Origin of the sequence: Shewanella sp. BJSY2023SW007 (genome assembly GCF_047314525.1) — a bacterium.
Lineage (GTDB): Bacteria > Pseudomonadota > Gammaproteobacteria > Enterobacterales > Shewanellaceae > Shewanella > Shewanella chilikensis.
The window spans coordinates 111638-131057 of record NZ_JBKORL010000027.1 but is presented as its reverse complement, the minus strand read 5'-3'; the positions used below and the strand labels follow the sequence as shown (position 1 = coordinate 131057).

The window sequence follows — 19420 nt, the reverse complement described above, 5'->3', positions numbered from 1 at the left end:
TTACCATCTGGTTCCAGAGTCGGAGCGTAGCTCAGCCCGGTAGAGCGCTGTCTTCGGGAGGCAGGGGTCGCAAGTTCGAATCTTGTCGCTCCGACCAATCAAACCGCTATCCAAGCGGCACAAAGACTCAAGGGCAGGTTCATTGAACTTGCCCTTGTTGTTTCTGTTTCGTCACACAGCCACAACCATCATCAAGCCGGCCAGCAACATACAAGTGCCGAGCACGTATTGCAGCTGTTTCTTGGCCAGCACTTTACAGGTTACCTCCCCCACCATGCTGAGGATCAACACAGTCGCGCCGATCCCCACCAGATAGCCCAAGAACAAATTGGAGCCACTGAGGGTCCAGTCGGCTACGCCCAGATTGGTGCTGCCCAGGGTGTAGCCATGAGCAAATGCCAACATGGCAACCATGGCCGCAGCGATATGGGTGGCAAAACAGATATTGCCGGCAATCAACATGCCGAGCACAAACATGGATAAGAGGACAAAGGATTTACTGACGATAAGCGCCACAGAGGTTTGCGCCGTCAAAGTGCCGGCCAACATCACCAGCACAAAAGATAGCGGCACCACCCACAAGGCTTTGCCGCCAAGCTGCGCCGACCAGACGCCGACTCCTACAGCCACCAGCAGACTGGCCAACAACATCAATGGGTTGAGTTGCATCACCTGCTCGGGAAAGCGTCCCACAACCCCCAACGACAACAGCAGACTGGCGCCAACACCCAAGAACAGCCAAGATCTGCCAGCAAACAAGGACCGCATCATAAGCACCTCTCACTTGCCGAGTGACTATTCTTTAACTTTATACCTTAGGGCCAGAAAATGCTTGACCTGGCACAAACTCCTGACAAATAACCCAGCTTTATTAACTTGCATAACACAGACTCAAGCCTTACTATCCTTGGGTCTTTAAATCGATTGTTATTTCAAAGCCTATGTATTCCCCAGCAGACTCACTGCTCATGCTACAGACTTGGTGGCGCAGCCCAAACCGGCGGCGTCAGGATTAAACATAGGTAAAATCATATCTTCCGGGCCGCCATAAGGCGGCCTTTGTGTATCTGTACGTCTTATGGCTCCGGCAATTTCAAGGAGAACAAGATGAAACAGATCATACTCACAGGCGACAGACCCACAGGCAAACTGCATATCGGTCACTATGTCGGTTCACTCAGGCAAAGAGTCCAAGTTCAGGACGAGTTCGATCAGAACGTGATGATTGCCGACTATCAAGCCTTAACCGACAACGGCCATAACCCGGCCAAGGTGACCGAAAACATTCTCGAAGTCATGGCCGACTACCTGGCGGCCGGGCTGGATCCTATCAAGACACGTTTTTGCCTGCAAAGCACACTACCGGCGCTGTCGGAACTCACCTGCATCTACTTGAACTTGGTGACGGTTGCCCGGCTTGAGCGCAATCCCACAGTCAAGGCCGAAATTCAGCAAAAAGGTTTTGAGCGCAGCCTACCGGCGGGTTTTCTGGTCTACCCCGTCAGCCAGACCGCTGATATTACCGCCTTTCGCGCCACTCATGTGCCAGTGGGTGAAGATCAGTTGCCCATGCTGGAGCAAAGCAATGAAATCGTCCGTCGCTTCAACAATCTGGTGGGGACTGAAGTGCTCAAGGAGTGTCAGGCTATTCTCAGTGACACAGGCCGCCTGCCTGGGCTCGACGGTAAAGCCAAGATGTCCAAATCCCTTGGCAATACCATAGAACTGGGAATGAGCAGTGACGAACTCAAGCAAGCGGTGTTTTCCATGTATACGGATCCCAACCATCTGAGGGTGGAAGAACCAGGCAGAGTCGAGGGCAATACGGTATTCAGTTATCTCGATGCTTTCCACCCGGACAAGGCGCTGGTAGCTGAGCTCAAGGCCCATTATCGCCGAGGAGGCCTCGGGGACATGAAGTGCAAACGGATACTCAATGACTGCCTGCAGGAGTTACTCGCGCCCATGCGTGAACGGCGCAGTCAGGCTATGGCAGACAAGGGGCAACTGCTGGCGATACTGCAGCGGGGCACGGAAGAAGCCAGAGCCATCAGTGATGCTGTACTGCAAGATGTCAAAGCCGCCATGGGGCTTAATCTATTTCGCTAACCAATGGGTCACTCAGCTGTACTAGCTCAGCCCAAGGGGCCATAAGCCCGCCCCTTGGCTGAGCCTCTCGCAGCGCAATCGGTCGGACTTTTCGCCGGCCGGCATTGCCCGCCAAGATGCAACACACTGTCACCGTCTGAGTGACTAATCCTGGCATACCAACAGAGTTAGAATAGTCACATACAGCGAGATCCCCTCTGTAATACCCCTTAAAGGCGTTAAATCCACTTGGCCTTAACCAACTGAATCTAACCACCTCATTTGCTTACCCCAAACAAGGCTCGGTTTGCATTCGATTTGGCACAGGTAAATAGTTCTATTTATTCAGAAAAATGCCTTTATGGCGACATTGTTATGATTTTACGGATTTAAACTGCCGACATCATTCGAGAGGCAGAAACGAGATGAAACACTCACAGAAACGATTCCCCTTGCTGGCACTCATGCTCAGCTTGATATTGCCGGGCTCTATATTGCCGGGAGATGCCAACGCCGCCGAACAGGGCGTGGCAATCAACTATATCCATGGCGAAGGCCAGGCCAACGGTATCAAACTGGCTTATCAGCTGTATCTGGATACCCTGACACCTATCAGTGAAGATTTGGAACTGACCCTGGAAGCCAGTATCAACTTTTGGGAATATGGCGAAAATAACCAGCATGATGTCAATCATGTGCTGGCCATGTCACCCATATTGAGATATCCGCTGATGAGGGGGCAGTGGCTGGACTTTTATCTGGAGGCCGGGATCGGCTTTGCCCTCTTGGATGACAGCCAATTTGCCGGTAAGGATGTCGGCTCACACTATCAGTTTGAAGACAGATTGGGCTTTGCCTTCAAATTTGGCCGGGAGCGCAAACAGACTGTCTCCATCACCTACCTGCATTATTCCAATGCCGGCCTCAGCAAGCCCAACCCTGGGCTCGACTTTGTCAACCTGGCCTACAGCTACCGTTTCTAACCCCTTTTTAGGGAATCGGGCCAATCAATTTAGCGGATGATTGGCCCGAAAATAGGCCCACTCTTCCACAATGCTGCCATCCGGCAGGTGACAATAGCCTATTGTGCCCTTTTGTTCCTGAACCAGCTGCAGCCTACCGCCGGATTCGACACAAAATACCGCTGCCGGATTAGGGCTTCCCACAGCATCTTTCAGACTCTCGGGCTCGGTTTTTGCCGCCTCTTCAGAGCAGCCCCCCAACAACAACAGAGTGCCCACAGTCATTACCGTTAATACTCGCATCTTGGCTCCTTACTCAGTCCCTTGGGCGCGCTCAATTGCAGCCAAAGATTGTCCGCGGTCAGCACTCCCCCTCTTCAGGCTACAAAGGCACGAACAATTTATCCAAGTTAATAAATTGAAAATGATAAATATTGTTAAAAACGAGCAGCAGTTTTTGCCAGGCAGATCGTGATTTTTCCAATTTGATCAGGCTTGTTTTTTGGTGTTTGACAGTAAAGCGGGTAAAGTGTCGCGGTTATCACCTTTTTTGATACAAGGCATTAGCCTGCAATTGATAAAAGACCTACAAACATAATAATACAGACAAGGGAAGAGTATGAGCGACTCCAACTCCTGTGCGGGCAATGACCTGCGCGAAGTCAAGCAACTGGGAATGTGGGCCTCCATCGCCAGTTTAAGCTATATCTTCTGGCTGGTCGGCGGTATGGAACTGGTTGAACGTATCGCCTACTACGGCGTTAAGGCCAGTGCCGGACTCTATGCCAAGGCACCGGCTTCCGAAGGTGGCCTAGGTATCAGCCTCAGCGATTACGGTATCATTATTTCAGTCTGGGCCTTACTGCAGACCTTTGTGCCGGTATTTACCGGCGGGATCTCAGATAGGGTCGGCTACAAAGAGACCATCTTTGCCTCAACCATTATCAAGATCTGTGGCTACCTCTGTATGGCCTTCTTCCCCAGCTTCTGGGGCTTTTTGTTCGGCGCCATGTTGCTGGCAGCCGGTACCGGCATCTTCAAGCCCGGCATCCAGGGGACGCTGGTGCTGTCCACCAACCGTAACAACACCTCCATGGCCTGGGGTATCTTCTATCAGGTGGTGAATATCGGTGGCTTCCTTGGCCCCTTGGTGGCAGTGCATATGCGGCAGCTGTCCTGGGACAATGTGTTCTACGCCTGCGCCGCCATTATCTCGCTCAACTTCCTGTTCCTGCTGACTTACAAAGAGCCGGGTAAAGAGCAACGTCTGGAGCGGCAACGTAAGATCAAATCCGGCGAACTCAAGCAGGAAATGCTTTGGAAAGATGCCTGGAGCGAGCTGAAAAAGCCGGTAGTCATCTACTATATGCTGGTGTTCTCCGGCTTCTGGTTCCTGTTCAACTCCCTGTTTGACGTGCTGCCTATTCATATCGCCGAATGGGTGGATACCAGCGTGATTGTCACCAGCCTGTTTGGCCCTGAAGGCACCAGTAATGGCATACTGCAATTCTGGCTCGGGCTGAACAACGAAGGCACCAAGGTGATGCCGGAAGGCATGCTCAACCTCAACGCGGGTCTGATTATGACCAGCTGCTTCCTGATAGCCGCCCTGACCGCCAAGTACCGCATCACCAGCGCCATGTTGGCCGGCTGTCTGCTGTCTATATTTGCCTTTGTGTTGATTGGCGCCACCCATGCGGCCTGGTTTATCGTGTTGGCTATCGCCATGTTCTCCCTCGGCGAAATGATGATAAGCCCAAAAAAGAACGAGTTTATGGGCAATATCGCCCCCGAAGGCAAGAAGGCCATGTACCTCGGCTTTGTGATGTTGCCACAGGGCATTGGCTGGGGCCTGGAAGGCTATTTCGGCCCCAAACTTTATGAAATTTTTGCCTCCAAAGAGATCTTCTCTCGTGAGATGCTGCTGGATAAGGGCATGTCACAGACCGATGTGGCCGCCATTCCGCAGGGGGAAGCCTTTCATAAACTGGTTGAGTTCACCGGCCAAAGTGGCCGCGAGCTGACAGAAATCCTCTACCAGAGCCACAATATAGGTATGGCCTGGTACATCATAGGCGCCATAGGCACCATTTCCGCCGTCGGCATCTATATCTACGGTAAGTGGCTGCTGAGAATGCAACAAGCCCAAGCCTAATTGGAAACGCCACCTTAGGGTGGCGTTTTTATATATTGATTGTAAATGAGAGCTTGATCCCGCCAAGGGAACGGGCCAAATCCTATGCTTAAAATAGCCATAAATAGAATGCAACCATTTGTATCCAAGGAAGTTTCATGCTTTTTAACCATCGTCTTCACCGACAGATAGATTCATTGAAACAACGACTCGAGGAACAGGGCCAGCAGCACCAGGCGACACTGGAGCAACTGCAGCTGCAACTGGGGCAGCTCAAACAGGAAAGGGACCAGGCACTGGCGCAAAACCGCGACTTCGCCGCCATGCTGGCCTGCCAGAACCAGGGGGGGCTCATGTTGCAATCGGTACGCGAGGCCATGGCCGAAGACGCCGGACATCTGCTTGAGGAGCAGAGCAAACTGCAGCAGCTCAACGCCCTGTTCGAGCAAACCCGCAGCGCCGTTGCCAGGCTGGGAGAGCGAGCCCATCTGCTCAGTTCACAGTCACAGCATAGCCTGAGCACTGTGGCTCAGCTGGATACCAGTACCCAAAGCATCAGCCAGTTTGTCAGCGCCATTCAGGGTATTTCGGCACAGACCAACCTGTTGGCGCTCAATGCCGCCATCGAAGCCGCCCGCGCCGGAGAGGCAGGTCGCGGCTTTGCCGTGGTGGCCGATGAAGTCCGGCAGTTGGCGGCCAAGGCCAGTGACGCCAGCCAACAGATAGAGCAGTTGGTGCAACAGATCATCACTCAGTCGGAAAGCATACGAACCCTGACAGATGACAACCAAGGCTGCGCCGATGAAGTGGCCAGCTCAGCGGTGCAGATAGACACTGTGGTCACTCAGGTGTTGGCGCAATCGGCGCAGATGCAGCAGGTGATCAGCCATGCCGCGACTGTGTCTTTCCTCAACACCACCAAGCTCGATCATGCGGTATGGAAGCAGAATATCTATGAACTGCTGCAAAACCAGTGTTTTGATCAGCCGGTAAACAGCCACCATGACTGCCGTTTGGGTAAGTGGTACTACGAAGGACAAGGCGCCAGCCTCTATAGCTCACTCCCGGGTTTCCGCGAGTTGGAAGCGCCACATGCATTGGTGCACGAGAGTGGCCGCCTGGCGCTGGAGCACGCCGCTGCCGGCGCCACCACAGAGCAGGTGATGGCGCTGCAACGGATGGAAGATGCCAGTATGCAGGTGGTGCAGGCCATAGATAGCATTATCGCCGCAGTTCAGTAGCCGTCAGTAAAATCGTCAGTAAGCGACCGACTCCACCTCTTCCCGGGTCAACTCTCTGGCTTCGCCCTCGGCCAGAGAGTCATCCAACACTATCTGACCTATCTGGCTGCGATGCAGCGCCAGCACAGGGTTACGAAAGCGGCCGAACATGCGTTTTATCTGGTGATATTTGCCCTCAGTGAGTATCACCTCTGCCTCATGGCTTGCCAAAATTCTCAGTTCGGCCGGCGCTGTAATGACGTTTTCAAACTCAAAGAAAAATCCGTCCCTGAAAGCCTCGATATAAGTGTCATCCAGCGGATTGGCCAGACGCACCCGATAACGCTTGGCCTTACTCGATGAAGGCAGGGTCAACGCCTGGGTCCAGCGGCTGTCATTACTGAGCAGCACCAACCCGGTACTCTGCTTATCCAGGCGGCCGGCGATATGCAGCCCCGGCACCAATGCCGCCGGGGGCAGGCAGTCGAGTACGGTTTTATGCTCGGGATCTTGAGTGGCACTCACTACTCCGGCAGGCTTGTTCAGCATCCAATAGACAGGGTTTTGCCGCTGCAGCCATTGCTCATCGAAACGAATATGACTGAACTCATGGATAAGCCTGTCTGCGGCAAACACCTGCTCGTCATCGAGCCAAACCCTGCCATCGGCAAGCAATTGCCTGGCCTGTTTGCGGGGAATATTCAGTTGCCCAGCGAGAAACCTGTCCAGCCGCCCCCTCTTACTGCGCATCGTTTAAAGTACCTTTAGCTTCAATCCGATAAGCACAGCGACGTGAGCCATCCAGCATGTGTTCACGGCGACTGACTTCCACCTCAGGCCCCAGCAGCTGCCGGAACAATGCCAGCTCAGAGCGACAAAAGTTCTGGCAACTCGTGGCCGCCGCACAAATAGGACAATGGTTTTCCAGCAGCCAAAAGCCGGTACTGTCCACTTCAATCTGCGCCATATAGCCTTCACGGCTTCGGATCTCGGCCAGGCATTCCAGCTTATCGGCAAGGGAAGCGGCAGCGGCCATCTGGCTCGAATAGCTCTCGAGGCTTTGCTGCTCTCTGTGACTGATGAGTTTATCCAAGCCCTCGTCACCAAAGACCTGACGCACTGAAGTTATCAGCTGTAGGCTCAGCTCATCGTGACGGTCGGCAAACAGCGAGCGACTCTGCTCGGTCAGCGTCCAATAACGTGCAGGTCTGCCGCGGCCTTCGGCCCTGTCTTCGGTCCGCACCAGCCCCTCGGCTTCAAGGGCTTGCAGATGTTGACGTACCCCCATACTGGTCAGCCCCAGCTCTGCGGCCAGGCTTTGGGCCGTCTGGGCTCCGTTCAACTTGAGAATATCGACTATCTTGTCTGTGGTCTTCATGGTACCTCCAGCGCTGATTATGCCCGGATCAGGACGCCGCATCCAGAATAAATAAACTTTTTTGTTTATTTTATCTTTACATCATTAAGTAAAGCACATACCTTATAAAATAATAAATAAACAAAAAGGTTTACTTAAAATGAAATACCTAGTCGTCAGCGCCAGCCAACGTTTCCAATCCCAGAGTGCCAAGGTCGCAGAATTCATCACCCGGGAAATAAAGACCAAGCAACTCGCAGAGGCGGAGCATTTGGAGCTCTGCGGTTTCAATCTTCCCTTCTGGGATGGTGAGCAACAAAACAAGGGCGCCGACTGGCAACGGATAGAAGCCAAGGTGACTGAGGCCGATGCTCTGGTGCTTATCACTCCAGAATGGGGCGGCATGGCGACACCTTTGCTGAAGAACTTTCTGCTGATGTGTGACAGCCAACATACGGCCCATAAGCCAGTGCTACTGGTTGCGGTTGTCTCAGGCATAAGCGGCGCCTATCCCATCAGTGAATTGAGAATGAACGCCATGAAAAACAACAAACTGGTGGCCGTTCCGGATCATTTGATCGTCCGCGATGTCGAGAAAATGCTCAACCCCGAATGCGACAGCATCCGCGATGCCAGATTAAGAGAAAGGATCAGCTATAGCCTGCATATGTTGGCCCAGTATGCAGCCGCACTGGCACAGATACGTTTTGCCCACAGGGACGCCCCCTTTCCCAAACAACAGGAATATTGCTACGGCATGTAAACAAAAGGCCCAAATAAAGGACAAATACCAAGGAGAACGCAAATGATACAACTGGAACATCTGAACCTGGTGGTTGCAGACCTGCCCAAGACCCTGGATTTTTACCGCGCCGCGTTTCCTCACTGGCAGATCCGCTGCCAAGGAGAAGGAAGCTGGTATGGCAAGCCACGAAAATGGCTCCACTTCGGTGATGACTATCAATACCTGGCTTTCAGCGATAATGGCGAAGGCAATAACCGCGACTTGAGCGGTCATCAACCCGGGCTGGCCCACTTCGCCTTTGTCACTGCTGACATAGACGGGGTGATCGAGCGCCTGCAGGACGCTGGCTATAGCATAGATAAAGACGGAGCCGACGAGCCCTGGCGCCGCAATGTGTACTTTATCGACCCGGCCGGGTTTGAAGTGGAGTTTGTCCAGTACCTGAGCGATCTGCCAAAGCAGCGCAATCGCCCTAGCTAAGCAAGCTAAGGGCAGTCAAACATAACCTTACAGGCTCCCTCACCTTCGCTCACTGGGTGGGGGAGCCGCCTTGATTCACTTCTTGGTAAACAAACTGTATAACCAGCCCAGGGTGAGTTCAAAATAGACCTGCACAAAGACCTAAAGCCGCTATTGACGTGGGTTTCAAGAGCAAAAGGATCTGATGGCGTAGCCTGGTATGACTAGACTTATACGAAGCCAAGATTAGACTTGGCTTCGAGGATAGGATCATGAGTGTCTTTACACGCCTGCTGGCCGTTTCAGACGACAGCAATAGAGGAAAGCTGGCCCTGAGAAAGGCGGTGCAACTAGCCAATGCCAGCCATGCCGAGCTCACATTACTCAGAGTCAAAACACCCCAGTATCAGGGTATTGGTCAGTGGTTACAGCAAAAAGTGCATCCACAGCCCTTGGTTTCCCATCTAAGAGAAAAACGCCCCCATTATCCATCGAGAGAGTTGAACCTTTGCGTGAAGCAATGTCAGGCCAAAGATCTGCCTACCGCCATTCTTATTGAGCTCAAACAAGCAGATTACGATCTGCTGTTGGTAGAGCATCACAGTTACTCAGCCCTGCAGTGTGAGTTGGGCCATACCTATGACTGGCAACTGCTGCAACGTGTGTCTCTGCCGGTGATGTTTGTCAGCGACTCCCCTTGGGAACAACAAGGGTCGTTACTGGCGGCTTTGGAGTTGGATGAAGACACGGAAGATCATGCCCATTTCAATCACAGCTTGTTACTACAAGCCAATGAATTTGCCGGATTACTAAAGCAAAAATTACATCTGCTCAATTGCTATCAGGAAGCAGACATCAGCATGGCCTTCGATAACCAGCAACTCGGCTGTCGTTCACTAAAGGACAACCAGTGGCAAAAACTGCGACAGGTTGCCAGGCCTTTGGCCTTGAGTGACGAACAGTTACATCTGGCCAGCGGCATGCCGGATCATGTGGTGCCGGAAGCCGCTCAAAAATGGCACAGCAACATAGTCATCATGGGGGCGGCCGAACACAGGGGCTTGTTGAGTGAACTCAACGGCCACGCCTCAGAACAGATGCTCAATCAGCTGCGCTGCGATGTACTGGCGTTAAAACCCAGTTGCCCCTTACTGCATTGAATCACTTGAGTGGCCGCCCGCCATCGAGCGACAGAGTGCGGCCGGTCATATAGCGACTGCTCATCAGATACTTCACCGCGGTCAGCATCTCCTGCTCACCGCCCTCTTTGGGCAATAATGCCTTGGCAAGCGCCTTTTGCCGGTAGGCAGTATCATCCTGATCATTAAACAGCATCAGTGCCGGCGCTATGCCGTTGACCTTGACACCCGGCGCCAGCTTGGCGGCAAATGACAGGGTCAAATTATCCAGCGCCGCCTTACTGGCGGCATAGGCTATGTGCTTCTTACTGCCCTTCTGCGCCACATAATCGCTGATATGGATGATATCCCGGCAGCCTATCTCATCAGTCTCCAGTAGCGGCGCCAGTGCCAGATTCAACTGATAAGGCATAGAGGCGTGGATCTGCATCATGCTGTCAAAAACCTTTGCGGCGTCTGTGTCAGGCCGCTCCGGCATCCAATCCGAGGCGTTGTGAATGATTGCCCGCAGAGACTCGTGCTTGTTTTTTACCTCGGCAATAAAGGCTTTGATCTCGCTATTTTGCAAAAGATCCACTCGATACAGCTCGGCGCCCGCGGCCTTGAGATCCTCGATAGCAGTATAGTGGCTGCGATAGGTACCGATAAGTGGATAGCCCTGAGCCATCAAGTCCTTGGCCATTGCCAGTCCCAGACGCTTTCCTATACCGGTGATCAAAATAGGCTGCATGTGTTTTCCTTTCATGTTTCAGTCACACTATTGTTTCACGTTAGGCCGCACTCTGACCAGTCTCGGACTATGCTCTCATCTGAGCGCAGGTGCTAATCTGAACATCTTAGAAACCCTATTGAAAATAAACAGATAACCTTGACTAATCGGCAAAGTGCCAACCCGCTCGCATATTTGAATTTCAATGCCATAAATACTGCTACACCTGTGCTCGCTTCAACAGTATCGTCATACAAATACCCAGTATTATCAGTTAAAAATTCAACTACAAAGGTCACCTCCCATGCGTTTCAATCAGTTAATCTTATTGGCAGCCCTGTTTATTTCCCCTCTGGCCTACAGTGCCGACAGCCTGTTCGGCGAACCGGTCAATCTGAATATCTTGGTGCCCATTTCCACGTTGATGGCATCGCCGCATGACTATCTGGGTAAGGAGCTCACAGTGGAAGGCACCATAGTCTCAGTGTGCAGTAAGCGAGGCTGCTGGATGGAGCTGGCAACCGACGACAGCTTTGATCGTTTGAGAGTCAAGGTTCGTGACGGTGAGATGGTCTTTCCCATCAGTGCCAGAGGACAAAAAGCCTATGCTACCGGAGCGTTAGAGGCAATTAAGTTGGATCTCGAACAGACCCGCGCTTATCTCGGGCATCAGGCCCAGCAACACAACAAGCCCTTCGATCCTGAGTCCGTAACTCAAGCAGTGACTTTCTATCAGTTGCATCCATACGGAGTCGAAATCCGTGATGCTGAGTAATACGCTGCGCAAAAGGATACGTTTATTACATAGAGACCTAGGGTATCTGTGCATAGGTATGACTCTGGTGTATGCCATTTCGGGGATTGCCGTCAATCATATCAACGACTGGAACCCCAACTACCAGATAACCCAGAGTGAGAGCCGGGTCGAAGGGCTGAGTCCTTCTCTGGGCAATAATGACATTCAAAGCCTATTGAGGCGCCACTTTTCACTGCAGGATAAAATCCGCAGCGGTTACCGCGCCAGCGCCGATGAGTATCAAGTCTTTCTCAAAGACGGCAGCCTGCTGAGCGCCAACCTGGTATCCGGTACTGTCTCGGCCGAGATGGTAAACAACAGACCATTGCTGCAGGCGCTCAACTATCTGCACCTCAACCATGCCCGTGACGCCTGGACCTGGATTGCCGACATCTATGCCGCCATGCTGCTGTTTTTGGCATTATCAGCGCTGGTAATGTTACGTAGCGGCAACCTGCTCAAGAGCCGCAAGACCTGGCTGACTCTCACGGGCATCCTGCTGCCATTGCTGTTTATTCTGCTGCGCTAACGCTCTCTGAGCAAAAAACACTATTAGATAACAAAGAACCCGGTCATAGCCGGGTTCTTCCGTTTTCTCTCCCCTTGAAAGGCTTAACGACCGAAACGGTACTCCACTCCCAGCCAATAGTTACGTCCCTCCTCGGGGAAGCCCTCACTGTAGGCATAGTTGCGGTCAAACAGATTATTGACCGAGGCATTAACACTCAGCCCCTGCCAGAGACGATAATCGAAGCGAATGCCGGTCACACCAAAGCCACTGGCTACCTGAGTACCTCTGGAGCTACTGAGGCTGTCGCTGCGAGCTTCCTGACTCAGGATGATGTCCAGCTTATCCAGCGGGGTCAGCTTAACCCAGGCAAAGAGTTGATGATCCGGCAGGCCGGTAACATCGAGCTGCTCATCCTCAACATCGGCGTGAATATAGCTGTAGCTCAGACCAACACTGGCCCAATCGCTGAGATCGCCATAAAGCCCCAGATCCAGCCCGCTGTAATCTACCCTGCCGCTGTTGCGGTTTTGGATAAGCGTCGGGGTAATGTTATGAGTCAAAATCGCATCGGACACCCGGTTATAGTAGACACTGCTGTCCAGTTGCCAATTAGCGGCCAGAGTTGCCTGATAACTGAGTTCCAGGTTAGTCGCCCGCTCAGGCTCCAGATGCGGGTTGACTATGGCGGTTTGGCCATAGGCGGGCCTGAAAGTGGTGTAGCGTTCTTTCAATGTCGGAAAGCGACTGCGCTGGGATAGAGACAACTGCAGTGTATCCAGGTTTGCCAATTCATAACGGGCCATCACTTGCCAATTGAAGGCGTGCTGCGAGTTGTCTTCATAGCGGGTCAGGCTGCCATCCTTTTCATGCTTGTAGCCTTCAAGGCTCTTGCGGGAGTCGTAGCTGATGCCCCCTACCAGATCCAGGTTATCCCTTAGTGCCCATTGATACTCCACTGCCGCCGACAGGGTTCTGTCCTTGTACTTGTCAAACTCACCGCCTGGCTCCCCTTGTTCCTTGTGCAGGTCTTCCTTCCAGTGAGCGGCAAACGACAAGATGTCGTCTTTGCGCATATCGATACTGAGCTGCAGACCGGCACCATTGCTGGCATCGTCATAATGACTGTAGGGGCCTTTTTGTTGCTGCAGGTTTTCCAGGCTCTTGTATATCCTCAGAGTGTTTTCAAATTCATCACGATAGAGGCGACTGTGCAACACAACCCCAGGGCTGAACTCTGTATAGCCGCTGTAGTAAAAACTCTGTTTGTCGTACTGCGGCCACTGCCAATAGGTAGGACGAATATCGGCTTCCGTGCCGGCATAAGGCGGACTGTTCTTTTCCCCTTCCTGACGGATATAGGTAAAGATGTACTCGTCGGTTTCATTGGGAGTCAGACCCAATTTGGCGGTGCCGCGGCTATCACTATATGCCGAGTTGGCGCGTTTGCCGTCACTGCCGGCAATCGGGTTGTCGTTATCGTGGGACAGGCCGACAAAGTCTTTGTCCAGCTTGTTGCCGCTTAATTGGATAAAGCCCCAATCATTACTACCGGCCAAGCTGGCATCCAGGCTATAACCGTTGTCCTCTCCACGGGCCCAACCTTGGGAAGCGCTCAGTTGTGCTTCAAAGCTATTCTTGGGTCTGCGGGTCGTCAGGTTGATGGCACCGCCCATCATATTCGGCCCCTGCAGCAAGGAAGCATACCCCTTGGAGACTTCCACCGAGGCAAGATCCGATGCCAGAAACCGCCCTAAGTCCAGATTGCCATCATAGGGGATATAAATCGGAACCCCATCGAAAAACAGCGGTACCTGCCTACTGTCAAAACCCCGAACCTTGACCTGTACCTCGTTCCGGCGACCGGATTTTTGCAGGCTAACCCCGGGAATAATATTCAGCGCCTCTGCCACGTTCTGCTTATTCAGCATCTTGATGGTGTCTTGATTGACACTGTCCTGATTGGCGGCAATCGGGCTGCCCCAGACACTGATCCTTTCTATTTTGGTTTCGTTTTTACTCTCAGGTTCAGCCACGCTGCCATCGGCAAGCGCCAACGGAGAAGCCAGCATCAGCGGCAGAATAGAGTAATAGTGCTTTGGTTTCATACTACAGACCTTCAACATCCAATCGATATATAAATCTCTATATATCGATAATTAAAAAAATACCCGGAGCTCGGTGCGAGTCCGGGCAATAACTAATCAGACTCTGACTCAGGACAGGGGAGTCGCATCCCAATAGACCATGGCCCAGCTGCGATCGCCGGTTCGCAGAGGTTTGCCTTGTTGCTTATGACGCTGATAATACTCTTGCAACCGCAGTTTTTCGGGTTCATCCAGCGGCCCCAGCGACCAGGCAACGTTGTCTTCAAACTGAGCGTAACTCTCAGCCTGGTTCATGCAACCACTGGACTCGATGAAGTCCACCTTGGGCTTAATACCCATCTGCTGCAAAATATTAACCGCATACAGATAGTTAGGCAGAGTCACCAGCTTACGACCTATGGCTTGAATAATGGCGGGGTCGATAAAGGTTGAGCTGACTGTATGTGTGGTATAAACCCTTTTGCGGGCCTGACGATTGAGCTTTTCCAGGGCACTCTTGAGGCAGCCCACCAGAGTCGAGCGCGACGCTACTGCGATATCACACACGGGGATGTCGCTCCAATCATCTTCCCAGGCTCTCTTAATCAGAGTGACATTGCTCAAACCTTCCGCATCGGCGCGGCGTTTGGCCACTTCCAACATGCCGCTGCTGTAATCCAGGCCATAGACGGCCTGCATCTTGTCGGCCAACCCCAGACACACTGAGCCAGGGCCACAGCCCATATCCAAAAGCGTGTCGCAATCACTCAAGTCCATCAGCTTAAAAAAGCCCTCCAAGTAACTGTCCTTGGGTCTGGCGCAGTTTTCGGCCATCTTTTCCGCGCGCTTGTCCCAATGTTCGGCACTCTTGTGGCTACGTTCAGCCCTTTGCAGGTGCTCGCGGTACATGGCGGCAAAGTCCAGCTCTTCTATTATCATGAAATCACCTTGCTTAAAATTTAGCGCTCCCGTCAACACCTCAAAGGTGCTCGGCAATCGCAGATTCACTGACGCCATAGAGCTGCGCCAGTCCTGATACTTGCAACTGCCCGGCCACCGCACCTTGTCTCAGGCCATGACCGGGTTCCACCAAGGCCACGCTATCGGCCAACAGCTCGGCATGACGTGGATGGTGAGTCGACATCAATACTGCGATTCCCTGCTGCTTGAGTCGTTTAACCTGAGCCAGCAACTTGATTTGATTGCCGAAATCCAGGCTGGCGGCCGGTTCATCCATCACCAGCAGTCTTGGCGATTGCAATAGGGCCCTGGCAATCAATACCAGTTGTCGTTCGCCGCCGCTTATCTGATCCATGGCGCAATCGGCCAAGTGAGCTATATCCAACTGCTTCAAAGCCGCCAACGCCCGCTTCTGCTCATTGGCGCCGGGCACGGCAAACGGCCCCAATCGCGACTGGCAGCCCATGAGCACCATTTCCAACACCCGAAATGAAAAACGGCTCAACTGCGCCTGCGGCACATAGGCCATCTGCTGTGCCAGCTCGCGCTGCGACCATTGATGAATTTGCCTGCCGGCTATCTTTATCTCACCGGCCAGTGGTTGCAGCAAGCCAAGCAGCGTTTTCAATAAGCTGGTCTTGCCGCTGCCATTACATCCGAGCAAACAGACGATTTCAGCTTCCGGCAAGCAAAGCTCTACATTCGCCAGCAAAGGCTTACCGGCATAGCCCACTGTGACACCTTGCATGCTGGCTATCATTGGCCCCGGCCTCCGCCTCTTAACAGTAAAAACATAAAGAAGGGCGCGCCGATACACGCGGTCAAAATCCCCAGCGGCAACTCGATTGGCGCCAGAGTGCGCGCCAGGGTGTCGGTCAGCAGCAACATAAAGGCGCCCAGCAGCATGGACATGGGCAACAGCCTTCTGAAATCGGCGCCCACCAGCAGGCGGGCGATATGCGGCACCACCAGCCCGAGCCAACCTATGATCCCGGCAATGGATACCGCCGCCGCAGTCAGCAGTGTGGCCGCCAGAATAAATATCAGCCGGGTTTTTGCTATGTTGAGCCCGAGACTGCTGGCCTCATCGTCGGCCAGACTTAACAGATTCATACGCCAGCGCAGCAGCATTAACGGCACCAAGCCCAGTATCATGGGCAGCAGGCTAGACTTGAGATCTTCCAGAGTAATATCCGACAACCCGCCCATCAGCCAAAAAGTAATGGAAGGTAACTGACTGTAGGGATCGGCCAACAATTTCATCAATGAAATACCGGCGCCGCACAAGGCGCCAATAGCTATGCCCACCAGAACCAAAGACAATACTGGATCGCCCTGACGACTAAGCCGCGCCAGCAGACAAACCAGAGCCACCACCAGCAAACCGCCGAGAAAGGCGAATAGCTGGATGTTGTAAACCGGTAAATCCAGGTAGATGCCCAGAACAGCCCCCAGGCCGGCCCCGGCGGAAACGCCCAGAATATCAGGCGACACCAAAGGGTTACGGAACATCCCCTGATAGGCGGCGCCGCTGGCGGCCAGACCGGCTCCAATCATAAGCGCCGCCAAAATTCTGGGCAGCCGCAAATGCCAAAAGACACTGATGCTCTTGCTGTCCAGGGCGGCCACATCGCCACCGATGGCATGCCAAAGCGCCTGCCCCTGCTGTACCAGGCTAAGAGGATACTGGCCACTGGCCGCAGCAAAACAGAGAATGCTGAGACAAATTCCGGCTGCCAGTGGGTATTTGATTCTGTCGTTCATGCGGGGTGCAGCAGATTGGCAGCCTGCTCTCCACTAAGCTCACTGTGGTAAAAATCGCGGTAGAAATCCTTCACCAATGCTTGCTTGGCCTGCTCATCAGCGCCGGACAACAGCAACCTAAGGTAACTCATCCCCAGCAGCCGGTTTATTCCCGGCGGCGAGTCAATCCAACCAAAGGGCTTGTTCGGCAACCAATAGACCCGCTTGTTGCGTACAGCCGCCAGCGTGCCCCAGACAGGGTCTTGGCGAATATAGTGGATAAAGGCGGGATCCTGGCTGATGATTAGCTCAGGCTCCCAGGCCATCAATTGCTCCAAAGAGACTTTGGCCAAGCCGCGATAGTCACCGGCCTTGGCGACATTCTTAAGTCCAAGCTGCTCTATGGCTTCGGTATGAATGGAACCTGTAACCCCGGTTTCAAGCCCAGTGGCCCCGCGGCCAAAGTAAAAAGAGAGCGGCTCCGCCAAACTGCGGCCAAACTCTCTGGCATCACTGAGGATTTCGGCGGTGCGCTTGGCAACAAAATCGGCCCGCTCGTTGACTCCCAGTACCTGCCCCAGTTTTCTCAGTTGTGCCGCAGTACCTGCGAGTGAGCCATCAAGCAGCAAAAACGGCACACCGCTGATGCGTTCCACCTTTTGTGCCATCGACTGGTAGTTTTGGCTGAGGTTGCCATAGTCGACGACAAGATCGGCATCCAGAGTCATCAGCTTTTCCAGTGAAAGGCTGGCATTGCGCCCCACCAAACGGCCCAGTCTGGGCTTTTGCCACAGACTCGGAGCAAAGCCATGTTGTTGTAACAAGGCCGGCTTGAGGTGGGCATAGCCGAGCAGTTTTTCCGGACTCAAGGCCAGCAACAGCAGGTCCGCCGGCCCGCCGGCACTGACCACCCGCTTGATATCTTTAGCCTGTGGCAGTGACAATTGCCCGTTTGAGGTCAGCTCAGTTCCATTGGCCAGCATCGGCAAAAAGGCCAGCAAGCCCAGACTTAAGCCGCCCTTAATAACACTCCTTCTATCCAATCTTGTTATCCTCACCGCCAATCGATATATACAAAAATATATAGCGCTGAAAATTACCTTTATCCACCCACTTTGGCAATGGATGGAGATCACAATTAAAAGATTTACAACAGCAAACCCTTAAAAACGCTATACAAGCGCGTGGAAGAAATGCTTTAAAAGGCAGAGAGTTATTTGGCAAACATAGGCAAGCGTATCCGCACCGGCTCCTTTCTCGAACCGAGCAATCACACAATCAAAGTATGTTTTTTGCAGCTCACGGATTATAAAGGCAGAACCGTGGCTTCAGCCTATGTTCCCATAGATGCATTCGGGGCTGGTTGAGCATTATTGGTCGGGATAGTTCGGACCTCAGTCGCCGCACAGGCACAGTATATGATTTATATCGGCACCATGGCGTACATGGGCGAAATAGTCCGTCACTGCCGGCCTGCGCGAAGCAGTTCAAAGTTTACAGAATCAAGAGGGATTCCGGGGATACGTCCTACACCTGCCAGTCTATTTCCGCTTGCTGCCACTGCTTGAGTTGCTGATTGATGGCCGAGAAATGGCCACAACCAAAGAAACCCCGGTAGGCTGATAGAGGCGAAGGATGCGGGCCGCTTAAGATCTTGTGCTGCGGCGCCTTGATAAGCTTGCCTTTCTTAATGGCATGACTGCCCCAGAGCACAAAAATAATCGGCTCGTCACGCTGATCCAGCAGTTGCAGAGCCCTGTCGGTGAAGGTTTCCCAGCCCGCTTTGGCATGGGAGTGCGCCTTGCCCTGCTCCACCGTCAGCACAGTATTGAGCATCAAGACCCCTTGCTTGGCCCAGTTCACAAGATGGCCGTGATCCGGGATTACGAATCCTGGGATGTCAGTCGCCAATTCCTTGTACATATTGACCAGCGAAGGCGGTGTCTTCACCCCGGGTTTGACCGAGAAACACAGGCCATGGGCTTGCCCTGGACCATGGTAAGGGTCCTGACCGATAAGCACCACTCTCACCTTATCCAGCGGTGTCAGCTCAAAGGCGCTGAACACCTCTTTCTCGGATGGAAAGATGGCCTTGCCGGCGGCGCGCTCTGCGGCGACAAACTCACTGAGTTGCTGAAAATAAGGGGCCTGTTGTTCAGCGGCGATAAATGCCTGCCAGTCAGTGGAAAGCGCCATGGTGATAATCCTCTGTGTAAAAGAGGCCATAGCTTAAGAGCGCCGACTGCGGGATACAAGCGCCGAGCATAGACTCTGAGGCCTGTATTCGAAGGAACCTGAGTTAATTTTGCAAGCCAACCTCTTGAGGAGTAAGCCAAGATAACCCACGAACACAGACTTCAGTGACAACAACTGCAGCCACTATTGAAGCAACTTTTTGCCCAAATGCCAGGATCTTGGCAAGCAGGCGCGGGGATTCAGATCCCAATCGCCAATATTTTTCCTTGGCACAGCGCCTTTTTAGGTTAGAATCGGCCCTCAATCTTTGGCTTAGC

20 protein-coding genes and 1 tRNA gene are annotated in these 19420 nt (G+C 53.0%); 10 read left to right on the top strand and 11 right to left on the bottom strand.

Going from position 1 to position 19420, the window contains the following annotated elements; genetic code table 11:
• The first annotated feature begins 20 nt into the window (after positions 1–20).
• A tRNA-Pro gene (locus tag ACMHXE_RS05560) sits at positions 21–97 on the top strand.
• A 74-nt stretch (positions 98–171) separates the two neighbouring features.
• On the opposite strand, the gene ACMHXE_RS05555 is transcribed toward ACMHXE_RS05560, so the two are convergent.
• The gene (locus ACMHXE_RS05555) at positions 172–771 is read right to left on the bottom strand and encodes a HupE/UreJ family protein (RefSeq protein ID WP_335916874.1); all 600 of its coding nucleotides are present in this window, start codon (positions 769–771) and stop codon (positions 172–174) included.
• A gap of 336 nt (positions 772–1107) precedes the next feature.
• On the opposite strand from ACMHXE_RS05555, the gene trpS reads away from it, so the two are divergent.
• Together trpS and ACMHXE_RS05545 are read left to right on the top strand one after the other, a co-directional pair.
• Complete coding sequence (gene trpS, locus ACMHXE_RS05550; RefSeq protein WP_224867885.1) at positions 1108–2109, top strand: tryptophan--tRNA ligase; 1002 nt, start codon at positions 1108–1110, stop codon at positions 2107–2109.
• A 404-nt stretch (positions 2110–2513) separates the two neighbouring features.
• Positions 2514–3071: an acyloxyacyl hydrolase gene (locus ACMHXE_RS05545; protein ID WP_101055668.1), complete on the top strand. Its 558-nt coding sequence runs from the start codon at positions 2514–2516 to the stop codon at positions 3069–3071.
• 24 nt (positions 3072–3095) lie between these two features.
• Here the strand turns inward: ACMHXE_RS05545 and ACMHXE_RS05540 are convergent, their stop codons facing one another.
• Positions 3096–3353: a DUF333 domain-containing protein gene (locus ACMHXE_RS05540; RefSeq protein WP_198552048.1), complete on the bottom strand. Its 258-nt coding sequence runs from the start codon at positions 3351–3353 to the stop codon at positions 3096–3098.
• A gap of 316 nt (positions 3354–3669) precedes the next feature.
• On the opposite strand from ACMHXE_RS05540, the gene ACMHXE_RS05535 reads away from it, so the two are divergent.
• Both ACMHXE_RS05535 and ACMHXE_RS05530 read left to right on the top strand, forming a co-directional pair.
• Entirely contained in the window at positions 3670–5205 is a 1536-nt protein-coding gene (locus ACMHXE_RS05535; RefSeq protein WP_101055672.1) for an MFS transporter, read from the top strand.
• Between the two features lie 137 nt (positions 5206–5342).
• Positions 5343–6425, top strand: coding sequence for a methyl-accepting chemotaxis protein (locus ACMHXE_RS05530; RefSeq protein ID WP_224867887.1), 1083 nt, complete (start codon positions 5343–5345; stop codon positions 6423–6425).
• Between the two features lie 15 nt (positions 6426–6440).
• Here the strand turns inward: ACMHXE_RS05530 and ACMHXE_RS05525 are convergent, their stop codons facing one another.
• Positions 6441–7154 carry a 16S rRNA pseudouridine(516) synthase gene (locus ACMHXE_RS05525; RefSeq protein ID WP_165565525.1) on the bottom strand — a complete coding sequence of 238 codons (714 nt, stop codon included), beginning with the start codon at positions 7152–7154 and terminating at the stop codon, positions 6441–6443.
• Positions 7144–7782 (bottom strand): helix-turn-helix transcriptional regulator, encoded by a 639-nt coding sequence (locus ACMHXE_RS05520; RefSeq protein WP_101055678.1) that lies wholly within the window; start codon positions 7780–7782, stop codon positions 7144–7146. The genes ACMHXE_RS05525 and ACMHXE_RS05520 overlap by 11 nt, the downstream gene beginning before the upstream one ends.
• Positions 7783–7921: 139 nt before the next feature.
• On the opposite strand from ACMHXE_RS05520, the gene ACMHXE_RS05515 reads away from it, so the two are divergent.
• The 3 genes from ACMHXE_RS05515 to ACMHXE_RS05505 all read left to right on the top strand — a co-directional run bounded on the left by ACMHXE_RS05515 (position 7922) and on the right by ACMHXE_RS05505 (position 10125).
• Positions 7922–8524 (top strand): NADPH-dependent FMN reductase, encoded by a 603-nt coding sequence (locus ACMHXE_RS05515; RefSeq protein WP_101055679.1) that lies wholly within the window; start codon positions 7922–7924, stop codon positions 8522–8524.
• A 42-nt stretch (positions 8525–8566) separates the two neighbouring features.
• A complete protein-coding gene (locus tag ACMHXE_RS05510; RefSeq protein ID WP_101055680.1) occupies positions 8567–8986 on the top strand; it encodes a VOC family protein in 420 nt (139 codons plus the stop codon).
• Between the two features lie 251 nt (positions 8987–9237).
• The gene (locus ACMHXE_RS05505; RefSeq protein WP_101055686.1) at positions 9238–10125 is read left to right on the top strand and encodes a universal stress protein; all 888 of its coding nucleotides are present in this window, start codon (positions 9238–9240) and stop codon (positions 10123–10125) included.
• A 1-nt stretch (position 10126) separates the two neighbouring features.
• Here the strand turns inward: ACMHXE_RS05505 and folM are convergent, their stop codons facing one another.
• Positions 10127–10834 (bottom strand): dihydromonapterin reductase, encoded by a 708-nt coding sequence (gene folM / locus ACMHXE_RS05500; protein WP_413731615.1) that lies wholly within the window; start codon positions 10832–10834, stop codon positions 10127–10129.
• A gap of 283 nt (positions 10835–11117) precedes the next feature.
• On the opposite strand from folM, the gene ACMHXE_RS05495 reads away from it, so the two are divergent.
• The gene (locus tag ACMHXE_RS05495; RefSeq protein ID WP_224867896.1) at positions 11118–11588 is read left to right on the top strand and encodes a DUF4920 domain-containing protein; all 471 of its coding nucleotides are present in this window, start codon (positions 11118–11120) and stop codon (positions 11586–11588) included.
• A complete protein-coding gene (locus ACMHXE_RS05490; protein WP_226564769.1) occupies positions 11578–12138 on the top strand; it encodes a PepSY-associated TM helix domain-containing protein in 561 nt (186 codons plus the stop codon). Before ACMHXE_RS05495 ends, ACMHXE_RS05490 begins: the two co-directional genes overlap by 11 nt.
• A gap of 83 nt (positions 12139–12221) precedes the next feature.
• Here the strand turns inward: ACMHXE_RS05490 and ACMHXE_RS05485 are convergent, their stop codons facing one another.
• The 6 genes from ACMHXE_RS05485 to ung form a co-directional block, all read right to left on the bottom strand.
• Positions 12222–14225, bottom strand: coding sequence for a TonB-dependent receptor plug domain-containing protein (locus ACMHXE_RS05485; protein ID WP_224867898.1), 2004 nt, complete (start codon positions 14223–14225; stop codon positions 12222–12224).
• A 108-nt stretch (positions 14226–14333) separates the two neighbouring features.
• Positions 14334–15143, bottom strand: a complete 810-nt coding sequence (locus tag ACMHXE_RS05480; protein WP_413731613.1) for a class I SAM-dependent methyltransferase — start codon at positions 15141–15143, stop codon at positions 14334–14336.
• A 40-nt stretch (positions 15144–15183) separates the two neighbouring features.
• Positions 15184–15924 carry an ABC transporter ATP-binding protein gene (locus ACMHXE_RS05475; protein WP_039033131.1) on the bottom strand — a complete coding sequence of 247 codons (741 nt, stop codon included), beginning with the start codon at positions 15922–15924 and terminating at the stop codon, positions 15184–15186.
• On the bottom strand, positions 15921–16928 hold the full coding sequence (locus ACMHXE_RS05470) for a FecCD family ABC transporter permease (RefSeq protein ID WP_101055697.1): 1008 nt from the start codon (positions 16926–16928) through the stop codon (positions 15921–15923). The genes ACMHXE_RS05475 and ACMHXE_RS05470 overlap by 4 nt, the downstream gene beginning before the upstream one ends.
• Positions 16925–17950, bottom strand: a complete 1026-nt coding sequence (locus tag ACMHXE_RS05465) for an ABC transporter substrate-binding protein (RefSeq protein ID WP_146226007.1) — start codon at positions 17948–17950, stop codon at positions 16925–16927. Before ACMHXE_RS05465 ends, ACMHXE_RS05470 begins: the two co-directional genes overlap by 4 nt.
• A 484-nt stretch (positions 17951–18434) precedes the next feature.
• Positions 18435–19103, bottom strand: coding sequence for a uracil-DNA glycosylase (ung, locus tag ACMHXE_RS05460; protein WP_101055702.1), 669 nt, complete (start codon positions 19101–19103; stop codon positions 18435–18437).
• Positions 19104–19420: the final 317 nt, after the last annotated feature.